This window comes from Vibrio tubiashii (genome assembly GCF_028551255.1).
GTDB classification, from domain to species: domain Bacteria; phylum Pseudomonadota; class Gammaproteobacteria; order Enterobacterales; family Vibrionaceae; genus Vibrio; species Vibrio tubiashii_B.
Window position 1 is genome coordinate 162,342 of sequence record NZ_CP117029.1, and the last position, 24,366, is coordinate 186,707.

Annotated in this window: 22 protein-coding genes; 14 read left to right on the top strand and 8 right to left on the bottom strand. The window is 43.4% G+C overall.

Annotation, left to right across the window (positions count from 1 at the left end; all coding sequences use genetic code 11):
* The first annotated feature begins 45 nt into the window (after positions 1 to 45).
* Genes LYZ37_RS00765 through LYZ37_RS00780 form a run of 4 tightly spaced genes read left to right on the top strand, consistent with a single transcriptional unit; the run spans position 46 to position 4,550 of the window.
* On the top strand, positions 46 to 1,272 hold the full coding sequence (locus LYZ37_RS00765; RefSeq protein ID WP_272786116.1) for an oligosaccharide flippase family protein: 1,227 nt from the start codon (positions 46 to 48) through the stop codon (positions 1,270 to 1,272).
* Positions 1,265 to 2,431, top strand: a complete 1,167-nt coding sequence (locus LYZ37_RS00770; protein ID WP_272786117.1) for a CDP-glycerol glycerophosphotransferase family protein — start codon at positions 1,265 to 1,267, stop codon at positions 2,429 to 2,431. The genes LYZ37_RS00765 and LYZ37_RS00770 overlap by 8 nt, the downstream gene beginning before the upstream one ends.
* The gene (locus LYZ37_RS00775; RefSeq protein ID WP_272786118.1) at positions 2,428 to 3,522 is read left to right on the top strand and encodes a glycosyltransferase; all 1,095 of its coding nucleotides are present in this window, start codon (positions 2,428 to 2,430) and stop codon (positions 3,520 to 3,522) included. The genes LYZ37_RS00770 and LYZ37_RS00775 overlap by 4 nt, the downstream gene beginning before the upstream one ends.
* Positions 3,519 to 4,550, top strand: coding sequence for a glycosyltransferase (locus tag LYZ37_RS00780; RefSeq protein WP_272786119.1), 1,032 nt, complete (start codon positions 3,519 to 3,521; stop codon positions 4,548 to 4,550). Before LYZ37_RS00775 ends, LYZ37_RS00780 begins: the two co-directional genes overlap by 4 nt.
* Position 4,551: 1 nt before the next feature.
* On the opposite strand, the gene LYZ37_RS00785 is transcribed toward LYZ37_RS00780, so the two are convergent.
* The 4 genes from LYZ37_RS00785 to murB all read right to left on the bottom strand — a co-directional run bounded on the left by LYZ37_RS00785 (position 4,552) and on the right by murB (position 9,353).
* On the bottom strand, positions 4,552 to 5,409 hold the full coding sequence (locus LYZ37_RS00785) for a sugar transferase (RefSeq protein WP_272786120.1): 858 nt from the start codon (positions 5,407 to 5,409) through the stop codon (positions 4,552 to 4,554).
* 488 nt (positions 5,410 to 5,897) lie between these two features.
* Complete coding sequence (gene pssA, locus LYZ37_RS00790) at positions 5,898 to 7,238, bottom strand: CDP-diacylglycerol--serine O-phosphatidyltransferase (RefSeq protein WP_272786121.1); 1,341 nt, start codon at positions 7,236 to 7,238, stop codon at positions 5,898 to 5,900.
* 109 nt (positions 7,239 to 7,347) lie between these two features.
* On the bottom strand, positions 7,348 to 8,310 hold the full coding sequence (gene birA, locus LYZ37_RS00795) for a bifunctional biotin--[acetyl-CoA-carboxylase] ligase/biotin operon repressor BirA (RefSeq protein ID WP_272786122.1): 963 nt from the start codon (positions 8,308 to 8,310) through the stop codon (positions 7,348 to 7,350).
* Positions 8,307 to 9,353 (bottom strand): UDP-N-acetylmuramate dehydrogenase, encoded by a 1,047-nt coding sequence (gene murB / locus LYZ37_RS00800; protein ID WP_272786123.1) that lies wholly within the window; start codon positions 9,351 to 9,353, stop codon positions 8,307 to 8,309. Before murB ends, birA begins: the two co-directional genes overlap by 4 nt.
* A gap of 68 nt (positions 9,354 to 9,421) precedes the next feature.
* Here murB and LYZ37_RS00805 point away from each other — a divergent pair, with 68 nt between their 5' ends.
* The 7 genes from LYZ37_RS00805 (at position 9,422) to LYZ37_RS00835 (ending at position 18,047) form a co-directional block, all read left to right on the top strand.
* A complete protein-coding gene (locus LYZ37_RS00805; RefSeq protein WP_272786124.1) occupies positions 9,422 to 9,844 on the top strand; it encodes a GNAT family N-acetyltransferase in 423 nt (140 codons plus the stop codon).
* A 57-nt stretch (positions 9,845 to 9,901) separates the two neighbouring features.
* Entirely contained in the window at positions 9,902 to 10,525 is a 624-nt protein-coding gene (locus LYZ37_RS00810; protein ID WP_272786125.1) for a helix-turn-helix transcriptional regulator, read from the top strand.
* Between the two features lie 106 nt (positions 10,526 to 10,631).
* Positions 10,632 to 10,967, top strand: a complete 336-nt coding sequence (locus tag LYZ37_RS00815; RefSeq protein ID WP_272786126.1) for a DUF3135 domain-containing protein — start codon at positions 10,632 to 10,634, stop codon at positions 10,965 to 10,967.
* A gap of 205 nt (positions 10,968 to 11,172) precedes the next feature.
* Positions 11,173 to 11,463, top strand: coding sequence for a co-chaperone GroES (locus LYZ37_RS00820; protein WP_004410737.1), 291 nt, complete (start codon positions 11,173 to 11,175; stop codon positions 11,461 to 11,463).
* A gap of 75 nt (positions 11,464 to 11,538) precedes the next feature.
* Complete coding sequence (gene groL, locus LYZ37_RS00825) at positions 11,539 to 13,185, top strand: chaperonin GroEL (protein WP_004742940.1); 1,647 nt, start codon at positions 11,539 to 11,541, stop codon at positions 13,183 to 13,185.
* A 1,294-nt stretch (positions 13,186 to 14,479) separates the two neighbouring features.
* Entirely contained in the window at positions 14,480 to 16,156 is a 1,677-nt protein-coding gene (gene ltrA, locus LYZ37_RS00830; protein ID WP_272786127.1) for a group II intron reverse transcriptase/maturase, read from the top strand.
* A gap of 724 nt (positions 16,157 to 16,880) precedes the next feature.
* Complete coding sequence (locus LYZ37_RS00835) at positions 16,881 to 18,047, top strand: nucleotide sugar dehydrogenase (RefSeq protein WP_272786128.1); 1,167 nt, start codon at positions 16,881 to 16,883, stop codon at positions 18,045 to 18,047.
* Between the two features lie 34 nt (positions 18,048 to 18,081).
* Here the strand turns inward: LYZ37_RS00835 and LYZ37_RS00840 are convergent, their stop codons facing one another.
* The gene (locus LYZ37_RS00840; RefSeq protein WP_272786129.1) at positions 18,082 to 18,657 is read right to left on the bottom strand and encodes a uracil-DNA glycosylase family protein; all 576 of its coding nucleotides are present in this window, start codon (positions 18,655 to 18,657) and stop codon (positions 18,082 to 18,084) included.
* On the bottom strand, positions 18,657 to 19,583 hold the full coding sequence (locus LYZ37_RS00845; protein WP_272786130.1) for a D-2-hydroxyacid dehydrogenase: 927 nt from the start codon (positions 19,581 to 19,583) through the stop codon (positions 18,657 to 18,659). Before LYZ37_RS00845 ends, LYZ37_RS00840 begins: the two co-directional genes overlap by 1 nt.
* A gap of 84 nt (positions 19,584 to 19,667) precedes the next feature.
* Here LYZ37_RS00845 and LYZ37_RS00850 point away from each other — a divergent pair, with 84 nt between their 5' ends.
* Positions 19,668 to 20,255 (top strand): YjaG family protein, encoded by a 588-nt coding sequence (locus LYZ37_RS00850; protein WP_272787130.1) that lies wholly within the window; start codon positions 19,668 to 19,670, stop codon positions 20,253 to 20,255.
* A 169-nt stretch (positions 20,256 to 20,424) separates the two neighbouring features.
* On the opposite strand, the gene LYZ37_RS00855 is transcribed toward LYZ37_RS00850, so the two are convergent.
* A complete protein-coding gene (locus LYZ37_RS00855) occupies positions 20,425 to 21,540 on the bottom strand; it encodes a hemolysin family protein (RefSeq protein ID WP_272786131.1) in 1,116 nt (371 codons plus the stop codon).
* A 330-nt stretch (positions 21,541 to 21,870) separates the two neighbouring features.
* Between LYZ37_RS00855 and hupA the strand changes: the two genes are divergently transcribed.
* Both hupA and LYZ37_RS00865 read left to right on the top strand, forming a co-directional pair.
* Positions 21,871 to 22,143 (top strand): nucleoid-associated protein HU-alpha, encoded by a 273-nt coding sequence (hupA, locus tag LYZ37_RS00860; protein ID WP_004742945.1) that lies wholly within the window; start codon positions 21,871 to 21,873, stop codon positions 22,141 to 22,143.
* An 81-nt stretch (positions 22,144 to 22,224) separates the two neighbouring features.
* Positions 22,225 to 22,926, top strand: a complete 702-nt coding sequence (locus LYZ37_RS00865; RefSeq protein WP_272786132.1) for a DUF1481 domain-containing protein — start codon at positions 22,225 to 22,227, stop codon at positions 22,924 to 22,926.
* Positions 22,927 to 23,000: 74 nt separating this feature from the next.
* Here LYZ37_RS00865 and purD read toward each other — a convergent pair whose 3' ends face one another.
* Positions 23,001 to 24,290: a phosphoribosylamine--glycine ligase gene (purD, locus tag LYZ37_RS00870; protein ID WP_272786133.1), complete on the bottom strand. Its 1,290-nt coding sequence runs from the start codon at positions 24,288 to 24,290 to the stop codon at positions 23,001 to 23,003.
* Positions 24,291 to 24,366 lie beyond the last annotated feature (76 nt).

A 24,366-nucleotide genomic window follows, 5' to 3' on the forward strand; every position in this document is an offset into this window, starting at 1 on the left:
TAGGTGAGTTGGCTCTATCCTCTTTGTGGATAAGGTGATGAAACGGTGAACTTAATCAAAAAAAATGCCGTGTATCTGTATATCGTTCAAGGTGCTCAGTACCTTGTGCCGCTAATTGTGCTGCCGTTGCTAGCTCGTGCTTTAGGAACTGAAGGGGTGGGGTTAGTTTCCGTAGCCTTGTCTGTCTGTGCTCTAACGTTTGTCGTTACCGATTTTGGTTTTTCAATCTCATCTCCTGCTTTGATTGCTCAAAATAAGAAACTTTCTGGTTGGATAGATTGCTATCTTGGCTCGGTACTATTTATAAAGCTATTTCTGCTGACTGTATTGATTTTAGTTTTGCTTATAGTGGGTATGGCATACACTGATTTTGCAGTTGAATCCCCTTTAATATTTTGGTCGGTTATTCTGACTATTTGTCTCCAAGGTTTACAGTTTCAATGGCTTTTTCATGGGCTGGAGAAAATGTACTGTATTGTACTAAGTGTTGGAAGTTCCAAGTTTGTTTATTTGATTTTGGTTATTCTGTTTGTACGTCAACCAGGAGATGAAGGTAAGGTTCTTCTATTCTTCAGTTTTAGTCAGTGTGTGGCTTTGGCGCTAGGTGTCTTTCTACTTTATAAAGCAGGGTTTAAAGTAAAGTTTCCGACAGTTCATCAGTTAATACAGACACTCAAACTATCAGTCCCATTTTTTATGTCTAGAGGCGCAGTTAGCTTGTACACTAGCACTAACCCAATTGTTGTGGGTAGCTTCTCTGGATATCATCAAGCCGCCATATACACTAGTGCAGAGAAACTGTATCAAGCGATTCTCTCAATCTCTGGACCAATTACTCAGGCTCTATTTCCCCACCTAGCGCGAACGCGAGAAGATGAATTACTGATCAGGTTTTTATTGGGGGCATTGCCATTAGTAACGATAAGTGCTCTCAGTATAGGTTACTTTTCTGAGGAAATAATCGAGACTGTATTTGGTGAAGCTTTTATTGAAGCAGAGAAACTACTGAGAGTATTTGCGCTTACGTCTGTAGTTAGCTTTATAGCTGTTAACTTTGGTTACCCTGCGTACTCGACGATCAATCGCTTAGATATGGTTAATAGAAGTGTCTTTATTGGAGGCGGCTTTCAGGTACTTTTGTTGGGCGGGCTATTTATTTTTAACGCTATCAGCGCCATTAGTATCGCGCTTTCTTTTTTGGCTGTTGAAGTGCTGGTAATGCTTTATCGACTGTACTTTTTTTTCAGGTTGAGGGGGCAACATAGTGTTTAAAGTCATTCGCATTATCTTGGCGTTAGCAGACTTATTTTTCAGGAGGAATAGAAAACGAGTTGCTATTCCTTGTATCAATGATGACGAGTGGCAAGGAAACTGCGCTTTCTTGTATCAGCACCTGTTGAAGTATCAAGACAATTGGGGTATTGAAATTGTTGTGTTGTCTGGGCGGTATTCTAAGCTAAAAAACAATGCTGATATTGGTGATAATATTTATTCGCTCTATTCTTTTCGTGGGCTTGTTTACCTGTTCACATCAGGAGTGGTCATTTACCATCATGGACCATTAGCAGGTCGGGTCCCGATACTACCTTGGCGTCGTATTAGCTTTCACATTAATCACGGAGTTCACTATAAGAAAGTTGAATTAGCGTTGGATTCTAAGCCTAAACGTTTAGAACTTTCTTCTTTTGTAAAAACAAAATGGTTTAGTCCTTATCATTCGGTCTCATCTCATATAGATGCTCTATCATGTTGCACCTACTACCATACAAAACTGAAAGATATTTTTGTTACAGGTATTCCTCGAAATGATGCCTTCTTTCAGGGTGAGTCTGCAAATTTCCCAAGTACGCTTAGAAGTGATCTTATTAAGCTTGACGAAATATCACAAGGAAAGAAAATAATAGCATACGCTCCCACGTGGAGAAGCAATGGTGGCGGATATGATTTTTCCGGTGAAGAACTAAAAAAGCTAGTTGGTCTATTGGAGTCAAAAAACGCTATTTTGTGTTATGCGGGCCATCCATATTTGAAGTGTAGAAAGGTGCCAAGTAGTGAAGGTTTTGTTGATTTTAATTTTAATTTCAACGATATACAGTCTTTGCTTGTCAGGGCTGACTTACTGATTACAGATTATTCAAGCGTATGGATAGATTTTCTCTTAAGGGGGAAGCCTGTGGTGAGTTTTCAATTTGATAGAGCTACTTATCGAGATGAACGTGGCTTTCTATTTGACACCGACACAATTTTTCCTGGAGATATAGTTGAAGACTTTTCAGAGTTACTTGAAGCAATAGAAAAAAATTTGGTTCAAGAAAAGATTGAACACCCTCAATATGCTTATGTTAAGCATATGTTCCATGAATTTGAAGATGGAGATAATTGTCAACGCGTTGCTACCGCTATTGCGAGTCTAGCGGGATGGGATAGATGAAAATATTATTGATGACTACAGGCTTAGGGCTGGGGGGAGCAGAGAGGCAGGTTTGTGATTTAGCTGACGAATTTGTGAGGCAGGGTTATCGCGTAATTGTAATATCACTTAATGATAGGTTAGAGATTCGGCCCAATTCTAAGATGGTAAAGTTGTATACTCTTTCAATGCAAAAGTCTCTACTAGGATTTCTTTCATCTTTATGCCGCGCGAGACAAGTGGTGATTGATTTTCAACCTGACGTTGTGCATAGCCATATGTACCATGCCAATATCTTTGCTCGTATCTTACGGTGTATTGTTAGTGTGCCTAGATTGATTTGTACGGTACATAGTTCCTATGAAGGTGGGTGGTTTAGGGGTTTCATCTATCGATTGACCGATAGATTGGCTTCTCAAAATACAATTGTTAGTGATTATGCCCGACATATTTTTATTGAATCACGAGCAATCCCAGCCAATCGATTAATAACACTGAGTAATGGCATTGATACTACAAGATTCAAATTTCGGCCTTACATCAGAAGTGAACTTAGGTCTAAGTTTGGCATTAGTGATGATGACATTCTTTTGTTGTCAGTTGGGCGACTGGAGGAAGTCAAAAATTATCCGGAACTGATTTCTGCAATAGATTTGCTGCTTAATCAAGAAAGAATAGCTAGCAGTATCAAGTTATTTGTTCTGGGCCAAGGAGCGATGTTGGGTGAGTTAGAGCGTCTAGTGAAAGAAAAAGCTTTGAATGAAAGAGTACAGTTTATCGGTGCAAGAAACAATATAGAGGAGTGGCTTTCAGCTTGTGATATGTTGATTCTGCCATCTTTATTTGAGGGTTTTGGTCTCGTTGCTCTTGAAGCACTTTCCTGTGAACGACCAGTTGTGTCCACTAAAAACATAGGTGTTAAAAATGAAGTTGAACGTTTTGGTACTATCTCATCGACACCCTATGCCCCTAAGCTCGCAGAGAGCATTCGAAAGGCGATTCAGAATATCGGGTGTTTCAATGGTCAGGAAGCTAGGCGCTTGATCGTAGAAAAATATTCAATCCAATATGTCGCATCTCGGTGGATAGATGTTTATTTGGGTGCCAAATGATAAAGGTCGCTTTCTTAATTACTAAATCTGAAGTTGGTGGTGCTCAGTCATGGATGGAGCAACTAACGAAATTGCTTGAGAAAGACATAGATCCAATCATTATCACAAACCAACCAGGTTGGCTCTCGACAGTTTTACCAAATAGTCTATTTTATTTTGTTCCTGAAATTGAGCGTAGAGTTTCATTAGTAGCACTTGTTAAGATTAGCCATATCTTGAGCCTGCATAGGGTGGAAACGGTGGTTGCTAGCTCTGCCAATGCGGGACTATATGCTCGGATATTATCACTAAGACAATCATATAAATGTGTTTACGTCTCTCATGGGTGGTCCTGTATTTATAATGGAGGCAAGCTCAAATGGATATATTCTGCTGTGGAATTTCTTTTATCTATGGCTTCAGATGTGGTTTGGTGCATTTCTAGCAGTGATTACTTAAAGGCTAAAAATATTATAAAAGTACCAGAGAGTAAGCTCAGGGTTGCACCGAATGCAGTGTTCCCATTAAAGGTAAACAGTTCAAAAGATCTGATAGACGCGAAAACATTACGCCTAGTATGCGTTGCACGACTATGCCCACCCAAAAGGTTTGATCTCCTGATTGATGCAGTGAGTCGACTATCAGACGTTGACCTGACCATTGTAGGTGGTGGTTCCGAATACAGAGAAATGGTTAGTCGGACTCAATCACCGAACATCTGTTTTCTTGGTGAGGTTGCTGCATTTCGAGACTATGCTCAGTTTGATGCCTTTATCCTACTTTCTGATAGTGAAGGTTTACCTATGTCAGCAATCGAAGCTGGTAGTGCTCGTCTTCCCATGATTTTAAGTAACGTTGGAGGATGCGGAGAACTTGTAAATCTAGACTATCCGAATGGAATATTAGTTAATAACAATGAAGAAAGTGTTTGTAATGCTGTACTTGATCTTAAAAATAGGTTCTCTTTATACAAATTAGGTGCTGAAGCAATGGTAGATAAGTTTGATATACGTATGTATAAATCCGCTTATTTGTCCATACTGCGGTAAACTAAATTGCGCCCTTGCCAGTAACTATAACTCTTATCGTTTTTAGATATATTTCAAAGTCTAGCTGCCAGCTAAGATGCTTTAAGTAGTAGAAATCATAAGCGAGCTTTTCTATAGTGCTTTCAAAGGAGTGAGTGTAACCTTGTGTCACTTGCGCCCATCCAGTTATTCCAGGCTTTACTATATGTCGAAAGTTGTAGAATGGTATATCTTCGGCAAATTGGTTGGCAAAGCAAGGCTGTTCAGGTCTAGGACCGATAATTGACATCTCTCCTTTCAGGACATTGAAAAGTTGGGGGATCTCATCTAAGCGAGTTTTACGTAAAAATCGGCCAAATCTAGATATGCGATGTTGCTCTGTGGAGGCAAATTTAGCACTTCCTTCGCTAACTACGGGCACCATTGTTCTAAATTTATAGATTGTAAAGGTTTGATTGTGCTGACCGATGCGCTTTTGCTTGTATATTGCAGAACCATCTTGTTGAATTTTTATCATAAGATAGATAGTTGCCATTATTGGCAATAAAATCACAATTCCCATGAAAGCCAACAAAATGTCTAGTGTGGACTTTATACGGAAATAGTTAGATTCAGGATTGAGTGCTTGTATAGTTCTATCCGAAAGATGAATGCTCGATACTTTCTGTTCAAGACGTTCTTGAAGTTGGTTGATATGATAGATGGGTATCTGTGCAACTGAGCAATCAATGATTATTTGCTCTTCTTGTTTGGTTATTGGAGTCAGTACATCTATTAAAATGCCGTTTCCTAGTTCTCTTAGTCCTAAATTAGGTGTGTACTTTTTAATTATTAGCTTATCTTCAAATCTCTTATCATTGATATGTATGTTACCGACCATGTACAGAGTGGACTTTAACTTGCTTTCATGCCAAATGTAGAAGCTGATTAGCCAAATACAACTTAACCCTGAACCTATTAATAGTATAGGGCGAGAGTAGTCGATTCTAAAAATTATGAGCGTAAAAAAGGCAACCCCATAGCCTGTAAATAGGGTTGGGATAACCCGACTAACTTGTGAGTTAAGAATAGCTGAAGTTGGTGAAGGAACAATGATTGAAGTGAAAAGATAAACGCAGCCAACGACTACTAGACTGCTCGATATTGTGTTAGGAAAACTTGGAAAAAGAAAGAAGCCCCATAAGGTTAAAAGTGCAAGTATGCCGAAGATAAAACAACAATGAGAAAGTGTGTACTGGTACTTTTGCATACTTGTTAGAAGGGATTATGGGTAGTAGCTAGGATATTAACATAATGAGCTATTTGAAGGTGCTACTTGGACTGAGAGTTAGCTCGATATCTAGTCAAATCGAGCTAATAAAGGCGTTATCACAAAATCTGCTTCAACACCCGATCTGCACTCACCCTAGTAATCTTACGCATCAACTTCTGCACAGCTTCAGGGTAGTCTTCTGCTTTCTCTAACTGTCTGTAAGTACAAATTAGCTGAGTATGCTGGAGAATATTCTCCACCTCTTTCTCAAATTGAGGTGTTAGGTGGTGGAAGTTATCTTGGATAAAGATAGCGTTTTCCAAGTCCAAGCTCCAAGCTCTTGGGTTGAGATTATTACCCGTAATCAGCATGTAGCGCTTGTCTACCCAGATACCTTTTAGGTGAAAACTGTTTTCTTCATGTTTCCATAAATGGATAGACAGTTTACGACTGGCGATATTGGCTTCGTTCGATTTTGCGAACTGGCGCAAATTGCGTTCGTAAAGGTAAGGCAAGCCGCCGATGGTTTTAAACTCTTGCTCAGGTGAGATATAAAAGTCATTCGCAGTTTTATCACCGACGACGATAGTCACTTTCACACCACGCTTTAGTGCTTTTTTAACTTCCTTAGCCACGCTACGGGGAAAGTTAAAATAAGGTGTACAGATGAAAATCTCATCTTTGGCTTGTGCGAGTAACTGGTTGATGCCTTGATTGAGCTTATTGCGTTTTTTACCCACGCCGACGATAGGTGTTACAGCAACCTTTTCTTGAGATACCGTCTGTGACTCAAATTGATAAGAGGATTTAGCAAGAGAAGCTCGCAGTTGGCGAATTTGAGCTTTTATCTCTTTGGTCTCAGGCTTATTTGCACAAGCTAGATTGTTCACTGCAGGGTGGTCTATCATCTCTTTCTGAACGAAGTTGACCATACTATCGGCTAGTGCTTTGTTATTTAGCACATGATAGCGGTCAAAACGATAACGTTCTTGGTAGTTGAGATAGATGTTGTTAAGGCTTGCGCCACTGTAGATAACTTGGTCATCAATAATGAAGCCTTTTAAGTGCAAAACGCCGAATACTTCACGTCCACGAACCGGAACACCAAAGATAGGAATTCTGTGCTCGTAATTATCCGCGAAGCTTTTATACATAGAGGCGTTGGTTTCGCCAGGCTCTGCACCGATTAAGCCTCGCTGAGCACGATGCCAATCAACACATACATTGATTTCTAGACCAGGGTTGCGCTGTTTGGCTTCATAGAGTTCAGTTAAGATCTCTCTTCCTGCTTCATCATCCTCCAAATAAAGAGCAACCAGGTAGATTCGTTTACTTGCCTGACGAATCGCTTCTATTAAGCGAGTTCGAAAATCTTTAGCGGCATAAAGTGTCTCAAACTGAGCAGGGTCTTGCGCCAAAGTAGGAAGTTGTTCGAATAAGTTCCTATTAGTCATCATGTTGGATGGGTTACCTTTACTTAAAGTGGACAAGGATATTAGCAAAATGTGCTAGCAGTTCCTAGTTACCAGATCCTAGTTCGACAATGTGAGTTGTAAAACCTGTGATTTACTGATTAGGACGAAGACTGATTTCACCACCGATGAAGGTTTCTAAGCCATTTTCGGTTTCTAAAAGCACCGCGCCTTGTTCGTTGATGCCTCTGGCGATTCCGCTAATCTCCCTAGGTCCTATAAGCAATTTTACAGGTCGGTTGATAAAGTTATCTAAGCGATTCCATCTCTCGACAAAACCTGCCATCCCATACAGTTCATAATCATCTAAAGCTTTGTGGAGGGTGGTTATCATGATAATCGCCAGTTGGTTTCTATCAATCTGTTGGTTATCTGCAACTTCATCTAGGCTAGCCCAAGGCTGGGTAATGCCTTCTGTGGTCTCTGACATCATTAAGTTGAGGCCCATACCAATGACAAGATTGGCCGCTGCACCAGCTTGGCCTGACATTTCGACCAGAATACCTGCGAGCTTCTTGTCGTGATAATAGAGGTCATTCGGCCACTTTAGTTTTACCCCTGTCAGCCCAATCTCTTCGAGAGACTCAACGATTGCCACGCCAACTACTAGACTTAGTCCCATTGCGGCCGCCATACCAGCATCTAAACGCCAAAACATCGATAAGTATAGGTTTGAACCAAAAGGAGATATCCACTCGCGCCCACGGCGACCTCTGCCTTTGGCTTGATATTCCGCAAGGCATACTGACCCAGATTCTAAGCTATCGACTCGATCAAGTAGATATTGGTTGGTTGAGTCAATAATAGGTATCAGTTCTACTCGGTTCGTTAAACTATTTTGAAGGATCTCTTTGTCAAGCAATTGCATAGGCTTGGCGAGTTGGTAGCCCTTGCCCTGCACGCGAAACACATCGACGCCCCAAGCTTGGATGCCTTTAATATGCTTACTGATCGCGGCTCTGGATACGCCAAGCTTATCCCCTAGTTCTTCTCCGGAGTGAAAGCCGCCTTGTGATAAAGCCTTCAAGATAGCAAGTTTTACGGAATGTTCTTTCATTGCGGGCTCTCTAGTATAGTCTCTAGATTTGTCTCTGCATGAGAACCAATAAATCTCACTTCATGCTCTAATGCAATTTGATATTTTTCCAATATGGTTTGACGCACTGTCGCTGCTAATTTGATCACATCATTTGCTGACGCATCTTTTGTATTCACTAGTACTAACGCTTGCTTAGGGTGGACTTGAGCGCCACCGATTTGATGCCCTTTCAATTGGCATTGATCTATTAGCCAGCCAGCGGCGACTTTTACGCCATTTTGTGTTGGGTAGGCGGCAATATTGGGGAATTGTTTACTCAAACTTTCGAACTGCTGGTTCGAGATAACCGGGTTCTTAAAGAAGCTGCCTGCATTGCCTAGCCTGGCAGGGTCAGGCAGCTTTTCCATTCGAATTTGGCAAACTCGCTCAAACACTTGCTGCGCGGTGAGCGTTTCGCTCTGAAGAGATTGAAGCGGGCCATATTCGATATTTGCTGACCACTGTTTTGGGAGCTTCAAGCCAATTGCGACAACCATGACTTTCTCAAACAGCTCATGTTTAAAAATAGAGTCTCGATAGCCAAACTGACACTCTTCAGCGCTCAGTCGCTTGGTATTGAAGGTTTCTAAACAAAGTACGTCGACATATTCGCAGATATCTTTCAGCTCAACACCATAAGCGCCGATGTTCTGAATAGGAGCGCTGCCCGCACAGCCAGGGATCAGAGCGAGATTCTCTAACCCCAAGTAACCTTGTTCAACACTCCATTTCACTAGGCTTGGCCAATCTTCACCGCCAGCGATATGCAGGTGCCAATGCATGTCGGTTTCACTGACCGCCTTACCGAGCAATTTATTGATTACCACCACACCTTGGTAGGGCTGGGTAAACAAAACATTGCTGCCTTTGCCCAAAATCAGTTTAGGAAGGCTTAACCACTCTTGCTTTTGATAGACATGTTTGATTTCTTCAACGGTTGTGACTTCAACCAGATAAGAACAGGTTTGCGAGATAGAAAAGGTGTGAGAGCGACTAAGATCTGCGTTAGCTAATATTTGCATCGGATTTATCGAGTAATCTAAACTGCCTGCATTCTACCCTAAATTGAAGTTTGGTGATAATGAGCCCAATGCAGATTGAAACCTTAGACCCAATAAAGCTCCCCCTTATCTCGCGTTTGTACAAAGCCTACTATCCTTCAGGCAAGGCGAAAAAGGATGAGCTGACCATTGTTGGTACTATTGAGCAGCAAATCGTCTCACTGGTTCGTTTTAGAAGTATTGAACAATTCCGTTTACTAACCGGAATGCTAGTGATACCTGAACACAGGGGAAATGGCTTAGGGCATCAGTTAATGGCTTACTGCGCTCAGCATGTTTTATCGGAGCATGATTTCTGTTTTGCCTACGCACATCTAGAAACATTTTACGCTCAACATAACTTCAAGACGATTGACGCGAGTCAGTTACCCAACTCGCTAAAAGGACTGTTTGAACGTTATAGCCTTAAGAAGCAACTCGTAGCGATGAAGTACGTCAAACCATCTCGGTAAAGCGTTTGCTTTATAAAGCTGTTGCTCCATAATATTTTAGTGATTGAGGGAGCAAGCATGAAAAGCGCCGACAAAATATTACAAACCATAAAAAGAGAGGGGGCTGTTACCGCTAAGCAGCTTGCTGACGCACTCGATATGACCACCATGGGGGCGCGTCAACACCTACAAACTCTTGAGAATGACGATTTACTTACCTTTGAAGACCTAAAAGTTAAAGTAGGAAGACCTACGCGGCACTGGTCGCTGACAAAAAAAGGTCATGCGCAATTTGCCGATCGTCACAGTGAGCTGACCATTCAAGTCATAGAAGCGGTCGAAAACTTGTTTGGTCAAGAGGGTTTGCAAAAAGTGGCAGATGAGCGAGAAGCGAAAACGTTAGCTCACTACCAAGAAGAACTCAGCCTTTGTTCGGACTCCCTTGCTAAGCTGAAAAGGCTGGTTGAATTACGCCGACAAGAAGGCTACATGGCGGAGCTTGAAAAGACGGATTATGGTTACTTGTTGATTGAAAACCACTGTCCTATTTGTAAGGCTGCGACACGTTGTCCGAGTTTGTGTCGCTCAGAGCTAAGTATCTTTCAGACTCTGCTTGGTGACGAGTTATCTGTCGAACGCACAGAACATATCGTTGCTGGGCAGAGAAGGTGTGTCTATCAGATTAAAGGCATGCCAGTTTAAAGTGTCTCAAATCTGAGAAGGTGATTTGTAGGCTCACCAACTTCGTCTGAATCGTCTATCCTTACATTGCGGTGTTGATAATTTAATCATCACTAAGGGAGGCAGTATGAGTTCACCATTAATCAATCAAACCTTACCTTCTTTCGATGAGCTAATGGCACTGGCAGAGAACAATCCAGAAGGCTTTACTCAGCTAAAGCAGAATATGTGTAAAGAGATGATCCTTTCAGCTTCAGAGGAAATGCAAGACCGACTATGGGCGCAGCAAAGCCATATCGATCGTGTAGTCGGAAGCTGCAAAAACCCTAATCACGCTAATGTGCTTCTTATGCGCGAGCTCGTCTCACAAATGGTAAAATTCCAAGATGTGCTTGATGGTGATGTGAGCGATATGGGCTCTCAGTACAGTGCGCAGGTTATTCCTTTGGATGATTGGCGTTAATAAGGTTTTCTTGACTCAGCATTCCTCCAAGTTGGGGGGCATGCTTTACTTATCGGTTCTTCTCTGAACCAGATCACAAAAATCCACCCGCTCCCCCTTGGGTTTCCTGAATTTATCCCTCATATAGAAAGCACAGACTTTGAAGCCTTGTGCTTTCGTGCAATGCAATCATCAACAACATAATCATTTTCAGGAGAGACGACCGATGAACATTCGTCCATTACACGACCGAGTTATCGTAGAACGCCAAGAAGTTGAATCTAAGTCAGCAGGTGGCATCGTTCTGACTGGTTCTGCTGCAGAGAAATCGACTCGCGGTGTTGTACTAGCTGTGGGTAAAGGCCGCATCCTAGAAAACGGTACAGTGCTACCGTTGGACGTTAAAGTTGGCGACACTGTTATCTTCGCTGAAGGTTACGGCACTAAAACTGAAAAAATCGACGGTAAAGAAGTGCTAGTTATGTCTGAAAACGACATCATGGCAATCGTTGAGTAATAGCAATCATTGAGTAATTTTTTGCTCAGGTTCAGCTGAAAATCAAAACAAAGAATTTAGAAAAGGAAACTAAAGATGGCTGCTAAAGACGTTAAATTTGGTAACGATGCACGCGTAAAAATGCTTGAGGGTGTAAACGTTCTGGCTGACGCGGTAAAAGTAACACTAGGCCCTAAAGGTCGTAACGTTGTTCTAGACAAATCTTTCGGTGCACCAACGATTACTAAAGATGGTGTATCTGTAGCGCGCGAAATCGAACTTGAAGACAAGTTCCAAAACATGGGCGCGCAAATGGTTAAAGAAGTAGCGTCTCAAGCAAACGACGCTGCGGGTGACGGTACAACAACGGCAACTGTACTTGCTCAAGCTATCGTAAACGAAGGCTTAAAAGCGGTTGCTGCGGGTATGAACCCAATGGATCTTAAGCGTGGTATCGACAAAGCGGTTGTTGCTGCTGTTGAAGAGCTAAAAGCGCTGTCAGTTCCATGTGAAGACACTAAAGCGATTGCTCAGGTAGGTACTATCTCTGCGAACTCTGATTCAAGCGTCGGTAACATTATTGCTGAAGCGATGGAAAAAGTCGGCCGTGATGGCGTTATCACTGTTGAAGAAGGTCAGGCTCTACAAGATGAGCTAGACGTGGTTGAAGGTATGCAATTCGACCGCGGTTACCTATCGCCTTACTTCATCAACAACCAAGAAGCAGGTTCTGTTGATCTAGAGAATCCATTCATTCTTCTAATCGACAAGAAAGTTTCAAACATCCGTGAACTTCTTCCGACTCTAGAAGCAGTAGCAAAAGCGTCTCGCCCGCTACTTATTATCGCAGAAGATGTTGAAGGTGAAGCGCTAGCGACGCTAGTTGTAAACAACATGCGTGGCATCGTAAAAGTAGCGGCGGTTAAAGCGCCTGGTTTCGGTGACCGTCGTAAAGCTATGCTACAAGACATCGCTATCCTAACTGGCGGTACAGTGATTTCGGAAGAAGTAGGCCTAGAGCTAGAGAAAGTGGTTCTAGAAGATCTAGGTCAAGCGAAGCGTGTTGCTATCACTAAAGAAAACACAACTATCATCGATGGCATTGGTGAAGAAGCAATGATCTCTGGTCGTGTTGCTCAAATCCGTCAACAAATCGAAGAAGCAACTTCAGACTACGACAAAGAGAAGCTACAAGAGCGCGTTGCTAAACTGGCAGGCGGTGTGGCAGTGATCAAAGTTGGCGCAGCGACTGAAGTTGAAATGAAAGAGAAGAAAGACCGCGTAGAAGATGCACTTCATGCAACTCGCGCTGCGGTTGAAGAAGGTGTTGTTGCTGGTGGCGGTGTGGCACTTATCCGCGCAGCTTCTAAGATCACTGAACTTCAAGGCGACAACGAAGAGCAAAACGTTGGCATCCGCGTAGCTCTACGTGCAATGGAAGCGCCTATCCGTCAAATCACTAAGAACGCTGGTGACGAAGAGTCAGTAGTAGCGAACAACGTGAAAGGTGGTGAAGGTTCATACGGCTACAATGCTGCAACAGGTGAATACGGTGACATGATCGCAATGGGTATCTTAGATCCAACTAAGGTTACTCGTAGCGCACTTCAGTTCGCAGCATCAGTGGCTGGTCTAATGATCACCACAGAAGCTATGGTGACTGACCTACCTCAAAAAGATGCTCCAGCAATGCCTGATATGGGCGGCATGGGTGGTATGGGTGGCATGGGCGGTATGATGTAGCGCGGTAAGTAGTCGTGTTAGCCTACGGCCTCATTTTGTGAGGTCGTTCCCAACAAGCTACTAAATAATATAGTAGCTTGTCCTTGGAATGGGATTCCATATTGGTATCCCATTTGTTCAGTGTCGACACGCACAACTCACTGAACCGCATATCTGCGCTGTGTGTCATTTCAACCCTTCTCTGCTAAAGCAGACTTTTGTGTACGTCCATACACAACAATACCTCCCATACAGGGGCGTGCCTGACACCACGGATCTATCTTAATCCATCTGCTACTTATGTATTAGTGGCAAGAACTAGTAGACGCTGGAGTTTAGGTGAAAGAGTTGGGTCTCTCTCGCGCAAACTGTCCTTTTTAGAGTACTTTGCTACTCAGAACAATACTGACTTCCTTCCTGAAGTAACTCTCGCTAGAGAATCATTTTCCTGACATAACCCAATATGTCATCAAATTTGATGGAATGAGGAAACATGAACACTTGTTTCCTCCTATCAATTTTCTATTGACGAGGACATCTGCTTGAACGCCCGTTCAGTAGATGATTTTAGCTAACACACTTTAAGCTTGTGTTTGTATTGTCTTACTCTCAACAGCAGTTTGAGTTGATAAGACCTGCTTTGTAGCAAGTAGTAGCCTAGGGATAGTGCAACGGACTGGTGCGTAGCTTCCTGACAATGTACTCCCTTTCGAGGTGCGTTATTCGTGTGAGCGAATAGGGTAGATATCGGTAATGACAACCGATCGAGAGGCTTGGCTTGGTTATAAGGTTAACGTATGTGAACTACTGATAAACAACGTCAGCCGTGACGAGCGAAATGTCTTTGTTTGTGGTGATCAACTCTGTTTGAACACTGCAATGACGCTCTGACCAAAAGGTACGTGGACAGGTTATTCCTTTTACATCTGGGAATACGCTACTGTTGTGCCACCGTTGGATAGGTAGAACCTAAGTAACTAATTGTACAAACACAGGAACTTGGTAAGCCCAATTATCTGCCCTAGTGGCAGGCAACCCGTAAGGAGAGCTGTTGGGTAAGTGGGTATGGGAACGATGGATAAAGCGAATGCTTGGCTGTAATCGCCGAGATAGAGGTTCAGACTTTGCCTCAACTCGAAAGAGTGCAGACTTCCATTATGGTCTTTAATCGTAAAAAGGCTTGTAAAGCCGAAGGGCGATAAACGGTAACTATTACCGTTGGTCGATACTAGTCCCTTTAAGGGTGAATGATATTTCACCCTTAGGGGAGAACTGTCATCACTCCTGTAAGGGTCGCAACCTTGAGGAGAGCAAGATGAGTCAGACAAAGTGTCTACCTGCAACCTCATACTCGAATGTTAGCTGGCATACCATTGACTGGAAGCTGTGCTATCAAAGAGTAAAGAAGCTACAAGTTCGGGTTGCGAAAGCATTTAAACAAGACGACAACAGGCAAGTTAGAAGGCTACAGCGCATGCTAGTACGCTCTTTTTCTGCCAAAGCGATTGCGGTGAAACGGGTAACTGAGAACCGCGGAAAGAAAACACCGGGTGTAGACAAAGTACTTTGGAAAACACCTGCTTTAAAGTGGGAAGCGATCCAATCTCTGACGAGCAAAGGCTATAAGCCGATGCCGTTGAGGAGGGTTCATATCCCTAAATCCAATGGTAAAATACGACCTTTAGGAATACCGACAATGTGTGATAGAGCAATGCAGGCACTATACCTGTTAGCACTAGAACCTGTGTCTGAAACCAAAGCGGATCGCAATAGCTACGGATTTCGACCTCATCGCAATTGTGCTGATGCTATCGAACAATGCTTCGTGAATCTCAGTCGCAAGAGCAGAGCTCAATGGGTACTAGAGGGAGATATTAAAGGGTGTTTTGATTTCATAAGTCACGATTGGTTAATCGCCAATATCCCCATGGATAAGGTGATTCTCAAGAAATGGCTTAAAGCTGGGTTCATGGAATCTGGGAGTTGGAAACCTACAGAAGCAGGTACACCACAAGGAGGAATAATTTCTCCGGTGCTTGCGAACATGGCATTAGATGGATTGGAAGCGGTGCTTGAATCGCACTTTGGGAAGAAGAACACCAAAGCCAGTTACAAAACTAAGGTCAATTATGTGCGTTATGCGGATGACTTCGTAATCACTGGCATCTCGAAAGAGTTGTTACAGGATGAAGTTCACCCTCTCGTTGAAGCCTTCATGGCAGAGAGAGGGTTGTCTCTCTCGAAAGAAAAGACACTCATTACTCACATTGAAAAGGGGTTCAACTTTTTGGGTCAGAATGTACGTAAATACAATGGGAAGCTCTTAGTTAAACCGTCGAAGAAGAACGTGAAAACATTCTTAAGCAATATACAAGACTATCTCAATAGCCACAAAACGGCTCCAGTGAGTGCAATTATTGCCAAGCTGAATCCGATGCTCCGAGGGTGGTGTAATTACCACCGATGGGTTTGTGCTAGTGAGGCATTCAAGTATGTAGACTTCCGGCTTTGGAAAATGCTTTGGCGTTGGTGTCGAAGAATACACAATAACCGACGTAAACGCTGGGTTAAAGATAAATACTTTAGAACAGTGGGAACAAGACGTTGGGTATTCAGCGCGCCAAGACCGAAAGGCGAAGATGGCTACTATCGCTTGCTTTACGCAATGCAAGTAAAAATCGAAAAGCATGTAAAGATTATCGCTACAGCCAATTGTTACTTTCCCGAGGATGAACAGTACTTTGAAAGTTTAACGACTAGAAAGCTGAAGAAATCTTTAGGAGGTAGCTTGAGGCTTTGGAGAGTCGCTGAAAGGCAGGACTTTAGGTGTGCGGTATGCCATCAGCAGTTTGGCTCTGAGGATGAATGGGATGTTCACCATATCATTCGACGAGTTGATGGTGGCACTGACAATAGCTCAAATCTGATGTTGTTACATGTTAATTGTCATAGACAAGTGCATAATGATAAACATTATTTAGTTAATCATTAGCAGTTAAAATGACGATAAAGTTTTTGTATAGAGGGTTCAATTTGCATACATCGAAACAACGTGCACTTATTCCAAAGCATCCTGAGGGTGATATGGAACTGGGGGTAGAGTGTGGCGATGAAAGAGCTCAATGTGGAGATAGGGATTTTTCGAGTGGAATAAATATCGGAAATGCCATTCATTCACATGAGTATATGCAAAACGGGGAGAAAACTGCCTATAACGCTATTATCAATGGGGTTTAAGGTATTCTCTGTTAACGAACTAGTGCAAGAACCTGCATGCATAGAAGATAATGAACATTCGGTGTATATAGGTAATGCTGCTTTCCCTGATGAAGCAATCATTGAGGAAATTGAAGTCAGCAGAAACTAAACATGTGGGAAGACGTTGGTATTTGCTTCGGTAAATACTTATAAAGGCTTGAGCCGTATGCGGGGAAACTCGCACGTACGGTTCTTAGGGGGTGGTGGCGCAGCAATGCGCTACTGCTACCCGACATCCCCCGATCTACTTATAGCGATTTAAAAACGGAGACTTCGGTCTCCGTTTTTGTTCATAGACTTAAATCGTTAGCTTAAATACATGGTTATCATTGTTGAAGTATTATAAAGATTCTGACTTTGAGCGTAACTCAAGTGAGTGTCTAGTGGTATGATGCTAGCGTTTTGATTATTAGTGGGAATGTTGCTTAAGCTTTCCATCGCGTATAATGGAGTTTATCGTGAAAATAGCGGTTGCTGGTACAGGTTATGTCGGGCTATCAAATGCAATTTTGTTAGCTCAAAATCATCAAGTTGTTGCACTAGATGTTGTAGAAGACAAAGTAAGACTTTTAAACAACAAGCTTTCTCCAATTGTTGATAAAGAAATAGAAGAATTTTTAGCGAGTAAAGCGTTGTCTTTTCAAGCTACAACGGTCAAAGAAGTTGCATACAAAGACGCGCGTTTTGTCGTGATTGCAACGCCCACAGACTACGACCCAGTAACTAACTATTTTGATACTTCCTCTGTGGAGTCGGTGATTAAAGATGTCATGACGATTAATCCTCAAGCGGTGATGGTGATCAAGTCAACCGTTCCTGTTGGCTATACTGAACGTATCAAACAGGAACTTGGATGTAGCAATATTATCTTTTCGCCAGAGTTTCTTCGTGAAGGTAAGGCCCTACATGACAATTTACACCCTTCACGAATCATTGTCGGCGAGCAAAGCGAAAGAGCTCAAGAATTTGCCAACTTGTTAGTGGAAGGAGCGGAAAAACAAAACATCAAAGTGTTGCTGACTAACTCTACCGAAGCGGAAGCTGTCAAGTTATTCTCGAATACATACCTTGCGATGCGCGTTGCTTATTTCAATGAGCTTGACTCTTATGCTGAAGCTCATGGTTTGGATACTCGACAAATTATTCAGGGTGTTGGCTTAGACCCGCGAATTGGCAATCACTACAATAACCCTTCTTTTGGCTATGGTGGTTACTGTTTACCGAAAGACACTAAGCAATTGTTAGCCAATTACCAAGACGTACCAAACAATATTATTAATGCAATTGTTGAGGCAAACCGAACTCGCAAAGACTTTGTTGCCGAGTCAATTCTGCAATGCAAACCAGAAGTCGTTGGCATCTATCGCTTAATAATGAAAGCAGGTTCAGACAATTTCCGTGCCTCATCTATTCAAGGAATAATGAAGCGCTTAAAAGCAAAGGGCGTGACTGTGGTTGTTTATGAGCCAGTGCTTGACGAGGATGAGTTCTTCCATTCGGCAGTTATTCGTGATCTCGAAGAGTTTAAAGCGCAATCTGATGTCATTGTTTCCAACCGTATGGTCGATGAGCTTGCGGATGTCACAGACAAGGTTTATACCCGAGACCTATTTGGATCAGACTGATACATAACGGAGACTTCGGTCTCCGTTTTTGTTTTTATAGGTCTAATTGTTGGTGCACATAGCTGCGAATAAATGGAACAACTTCAGCTTCAAACCACGGGTTTTTCTTTAACCACAAAGTATTACGTGGTGATGGATGAGGCAGGGGAAGGTAACTAGGTGCCCAGCGTTGCCATTGCTGAACTGTCTCGGTTAGTGTTTTCGGTTTATCTGGCAAATAGTAATTCTGCGCATATTGACCGATGAGTAGTGTCATTCCTATGTTAGGCAGTTGGTCAAGAACGCGCTGGTGCCAGAGTGGCGCGCACTCTTTCCGTGGTGGTAAGTCGCCACTTTTGCCTTTGCCCGGATAACATAAGCCCATTGGCATAATGGCAATCTTATTAGGATCGTAGAATGTTTCTTTGTCGAGCGCTAACCACTCACGCAGCCGATTACCGCTTGGGTCATTCCAAGGTATTGAGGTTTCATGGACTCTTGTTCCTGGCGCTTGGCCTATGATTAATAGTTTCGCAGAACTAGAGGCTTGGATTACAGGGTTGGCCCCCAGTGGCAGAGAAGGCTCGCAGACCTTGCAAGCTCGGATCTCTTTTAGTAGCGGTTCTAACATCAGTAACCTTTATTTAGGTCGACCACGTTCATCAGCCCAAAGCCATCGCGCCAACGCTGATAGTTTTCGGCAAAAATGTCGATAACTTGTTCAGGAAAACTCAAAGCTGCGATATGGGGAGTAATAGTTATTCCCTTATGTTGCCAGAATGGGTGCTCTTTATTCAGTGGTTCTTGTTTGAAGACATCCAGATATGCATGACTGATGCTGCCATTATCAAGCGCTGCGAGCAACCCATCTTCATCGACTGCGCTACCTCGACCGACATTAAACAGAAGAGCACCGGAACAGTGACCCAAACTCTCAGCATTGAGGATATTTTCTGTTTCAGGAGTGTTTGGCAAGGTATTGACGACGATATCCGCCTGTTTTAACGCTGTAGCCAATTCTTGAACATGATAGGTCGCATCAAAAGGGGACTGTTTGGCAGGAATGCCACTTCTGTTTACGCCAATCGGCTCGATGGCAAACCCCTTAGCGACGCTCGCAAGATAAGCGCCTATCGAACCGGTACCAAGGATAACCATCTTCTTTTTCGCCAGAGATAGGTAAGGCTTGGGCTGCCACTGATTTTGTGTTTGCAGCTGTCTATAGTGATTAAAGTGACGATAGTGCTCAATGGTATAACCCAATACGTACTCGGCAATTTGCTGACCGAAGATTCCTTTTACATTGGTTAGTTCGCCTGAGAAGTCGTCTAGTTTGCTTACTAAGGCATCGACTCCAGCATAAATTGATTGAATCCACTCAAGATTCGGGAAATCATCAAGATGCTTAGCAGCGAGCGGGGGCGAAGCAAGTAGGATGGTTGCCTCACTGCGCGATGTAGTGAACTCGAGTTCAGGAAGTGCCGCTTGTTCGAGCAACTGTTGGTAGCGGCCATCATCTTCGGTAAGAAGATAAACTTTATGAGTGAAATTGTTCATCGCCTTGCTTTTTTCCCTGTTGGTTATCAAGTACACTTTCGCTGTCTAATTCAGCAACTAGGTCAACTGACCCAAAGAGTCTCTATGCTACAGAACCCTCTTCAGCTTCGTCTTGAGAAGTTAGAACCATGGCAACAGATTACCTTTATGGCGAGTCTGTGTGAACGTATGTACCCAAACTATGCAATGTTTTGTGATAGCACCGAGTTTGCCGAAGCGCATGTTTACCGTGATATTTTAGACAGCATTTGGGAACAGCTTACTGTCAAAACGGCAAAAGTGAACTTTGAGCGTCAGCTAGAAAAGCTAGAAGAGATCATTCCAAGCTCAGAAGATTTTGATTTTTATGGTGTCTACCCAGCGATTGATGCTTGTGTCGCCTTGTCTAACCTTCTACATGGCTTGCTAGATAGAGATTATCTGTTTGAAAACATGCACAAAGTAAGTCAACAGTCGGTGATGACGGTCGCTCAGCTTGAAGAAGCACAAACAGGTGAAGAGATTACTAACGAGAACCAAAAACAGAATGAAGCTGTGTGTGGTGAATGGGATGTGCAATGGGCGATCTTCCGTCCATTGAGAGAAGCTGAACAGCGTGACATTGAACTGATCAAAGATTTACGTGCTGAGCTTCGTGATGAAGGTGTCAGTAATATTGGGATCGAGCTATAGAGCACTCTTCTATAGTTAGGTAATCCCTACTTGAGTTTATTAAAATAGAAGAGGGTTGACGCTTTCACGTCAACCCTCTTTTTTATTATCCAGTTATCCAGTTATCCAGTTATCCAGTTATCCAGTTATCCAGTTATCCAGTTATCCAGTTATCCAGTTATCCAGTTAACTAGCTCTCGTCTTTATTGTCTTTCGGTTTATCTACTGGTTCTTCAACAACTTCTTCGTCTTCATCGTCATCACGATTTTCGATTACGCCGTGCTTTTCTTTCCACTTCTCCCAGCGGTCAAAAGCAAGTTCTTGCATGTCAGTGGTGCGGTCTGCTTCATCGACAATCTCTTCACCAACTAAGTGTTCAAACACATCTTCCAGAGTCAAAATACCTTGAATGGTGCCGTATTCATCGACGATCATCGCCAATTGCAGGCGCTTCGCCATCATCTGCTCAAACGCTTTTGGCAGTGCCATAGTGTTGAAGAGTACATGCACAGGGCGCATTATTGCTCCCAGTTGTTTGTCACCACAGCCCGCTTGTTGCAGCTTAAATAACTCAAGGCGGTGCACAAAACCAATGATGTTATCTGTCGACTGGCTATAAACCAGAGGGCGTGAGAACGGCGTCTCTTTATGTTTATCGAGAAACTCATTAATCGTCATTTCGGCATCAACGCGGAAAACGACAGGACGAGGCGTCATCACCTGAGTGACGGGTACATCTTGGATGCCGAGCAAGTTAGTCAGAATCTTAGATTCACCTTCCGCAAATTCGCCACTCTCTTTGGCTAAAATGGCCATAGCGGATAGTTCATCACGCATTTTTGGTGCTTCATGCCCACGAGCTAAACGCTTAGTGATCTGCTCTGAGAACCACACAAATGGAGTTAGCGCCCAAACCATCCAACGCAGAACCACAGCTGAAACTGGGGCTAGCTGACGCCAATAAGTGGCACCAATGGTCTTAGGCACGATTTCTGACAGCACTAAGATTCCTAGAGTGAGCACGCCAGAGAAAACGCCTAGCCACTCGCTACCAAATACAACCGCAGCTTGCGCACCTGCACTCGCCGCACCAATGGTGTGGGCAATCGTGTTCAAGGTCAGGATCGACGCCAGTGGGCGGTCAATGTCTGCTTTTAGCTTAGCCAGTTGCTCAGCCGCAGGGTGTCCTTGCTGGCGCAATTGGGCGATATAACTTGGTGAGATACTCAGAAGAACCGCTTCTAATACGGAGCAGATAAACGATACGCCAATCGCAACAGTGACGTATATGGTTAGCAACAACATAAGTGTCCTATGTAGATTTATACCCCTATCAATTCTTGCCGGAAAAGTGTGACTTTTCGTACCTGTGCATTATTGATATGAGTACTTTGTATTCGCTTTAAGTCCCGAAATATCAGGCTTTACGGGCTCTCGCATGTCTATAAATAAGGCCAAAATAGGTTAAAAACAAGTATTAAGTCTTGCTGACAGAGTAACAAATTGTGAGTTAATGCTCAGAATATGGTTAAAAGTGCGTCATGAGAGCTAAAGATCGCTTACAAACCTTTGCCAGATGGGGCATTTATGTTTTAGAGTGAGTTGAATTCGATAACATATGAGAAGGGAAACCTAATGAACAAGACCCAATTAATCGACTTTATCGCAGAGAAAGCAGACCTATCTAAAGCGCAAGCTAAAGCTGCTCTTGAAGCAACTCTTGAAGGTGTGACTGATGCACTTAAAGAGGGTGACCAAGTTCAACTAATTGGTTTTGGTACATTCAAAGTTAACCACCGCGCAGCACGTACTGGTCGTAACCCTAAGACTGGTGCAGAGATTCAAATCGCTGCGGCTAACGTTCCTGCATTTGTAGCAGGTAAAGCACTGAAAGATTCAGTAAAATAATTTATTGCTGATTTCAGAGTTTCAAACTCGGAATTGTATATAATACGCCAAGGTAGCTGCTATCTTGGCGTATATTTGTTTATGACGATGAAAAAACTTCTAGCACCTTCACTAATCGCTTCTTTATTGATTGGATGCTCTTCGAGTATTCCGACTCCCAACCTAGACCAGTTTACTGAGTATACTGGTGGTCAGAGTATGGGGGATGCGACCAGCTTATATTGGTACACCGAACGTTTATCTTTTCCTTACACCGCAGCGGACTATGTGAGCGCCGGAGACTATGGTTGGTATAAATCTGACTATCGATGGGAAGATGGCGAGATTCGAGAACTGATTCGTGAAGGGCAACAGCTAAAAGGCAATCAAGGCTTAGTTCCGTACCGTATTCATGTTCGCTTTAGCAAAGACGGTGAGGCGATCTATCAGCAGTATCGACTCGACGGGAAGGTCCTGCCGCTGAAAGCTGATAAAATTGCTTGGCTTAAGCAAGAAGCATTGACTATTCCAACCCGTACTAAAGAGCAGAGCAATTCAGGTGTTCGTTTGATTCAGGGCTATTGGGATGGCTCAAGCTTTGATACTTGTTCAGGACAAAGCTATGAGCATGTAGAGTTTAACGAGACATTACCTAGCTTTGTGATCAACCGCTTGTCGAGTGTAGACAGTTATGCGGCGTTTTTAGGCACTACGCAAAGCAAAAAGGTTATCGTAAACCAATTACTCATGCTGGCGGAAGACAGTCATGACTGCATCGAACGACCGGCTCTGATCGAAGAGTAATAACCGGTAAAAGATGGATAAAACAAAGGCGCCCAATGAGCGCCTTTTTTACATAAGCCAACTGATGTTGTTATTTACTGTTCTTGCTCGCGCGCAATCGCTCTGTAGCCGATGTCATTGCGGTGGAACATACCATTCCAGCTTACTTGCTTAGCTAGCGCGTACGCTTGCTCCTGAGCCTCAGAAACGCTATTACCAAGTGCTGTTGCACAAAGAACACGGCCGCCGTTTGTCACGATCTCACCTGATGTGTTGTTAGCAGTACCTGCGTGGAAGATTTTCTGACCAGAGACTTCTGTTGCTGGTAGAGAAATAACATCGCCTTTAGCGTAATCCGCTGGGTAACCGCCTGCAGCGAGTACCACACCGATAGAGGCGCGTGGATCCCATTTAGATTCAGCTTCATCTAGCTTCTCATCAATCGCCATTAGGCATAGCTCGACAAGATCAGATTCCATACGCATCATGATAGGTTGCGTTTCAGGATCGCCGAATCGGCAGTTGTATTCGATAACCTTTGGTGTACCGTCTTTATCGATCATTAGACCTGCGTAGAGGAAGCCTGTGTATGGGTGGCCTTCCGCATCCATACCGCGAACTGTTGGGTAGATAACCTCTTCAAGGATACGCTCGTGGATTTCTGGAGTTACAACCGGAGCAGGAGAGTAAGCACCCATACCACCTGTGTTAGGGCCAGTATCTTTGTCACCGACACGTTTGTGGTCTTGGCTGGTGGCCATTGGTAGAACGCTTTTACCATCGACCATCACAATGAAGCTTGCTTCTTCACCGTCTAGGAACTCTTCGATAACCACACGGCTACCCGCTTCACCAAACGCGTTGCCAGCGAGCATATCTTTGATTGCATCTTCAGCTTCTTCTAAAGTCATCGCAACGATAACGCCTTTACCCGCCGCAAGACCATCGGCTTTGACCACGATAGGTGCGCCTTGCTCACGAACGTAAGCCAATGCAGGCTCGATTTCAGTGAAGTTCGCGTAAGCCGCAGTTGGGATGTTATGACGAGCTAGGAAGTCTTTAGTAAACGCTTTTGAGCCTTCTAACTGTGCTGCTGCTTCGGTTGGACCAAAGATTGGCAGACCCGCTTCACGGAAAGCATCAACCACACCGATAACAAGCGGAGCTTCAGGGCCAACAATAGTTAGCTCGATTTTTTTCTCTTGCGCGAAAGCAACCAGTTCAGAAATCGCTTCAACACCAATGTTTACGTTCTCAAGCTTAGGCTCAAGAGCAGTACCTGCGTTACCAGGTGCAACAAATACCGCTTCTACGTTTGGGTTTTGTGCTGCTTTCCAACCTAAAGCGTGCTCACGACCGCCAGAACCAATGATAAGTACATTCATTTATTTATCCTTTGATAGCTGCGCCATATTGCTAATCTCTGTGTCGAGCTTGCTCATTTATACTTATAAACTCCGC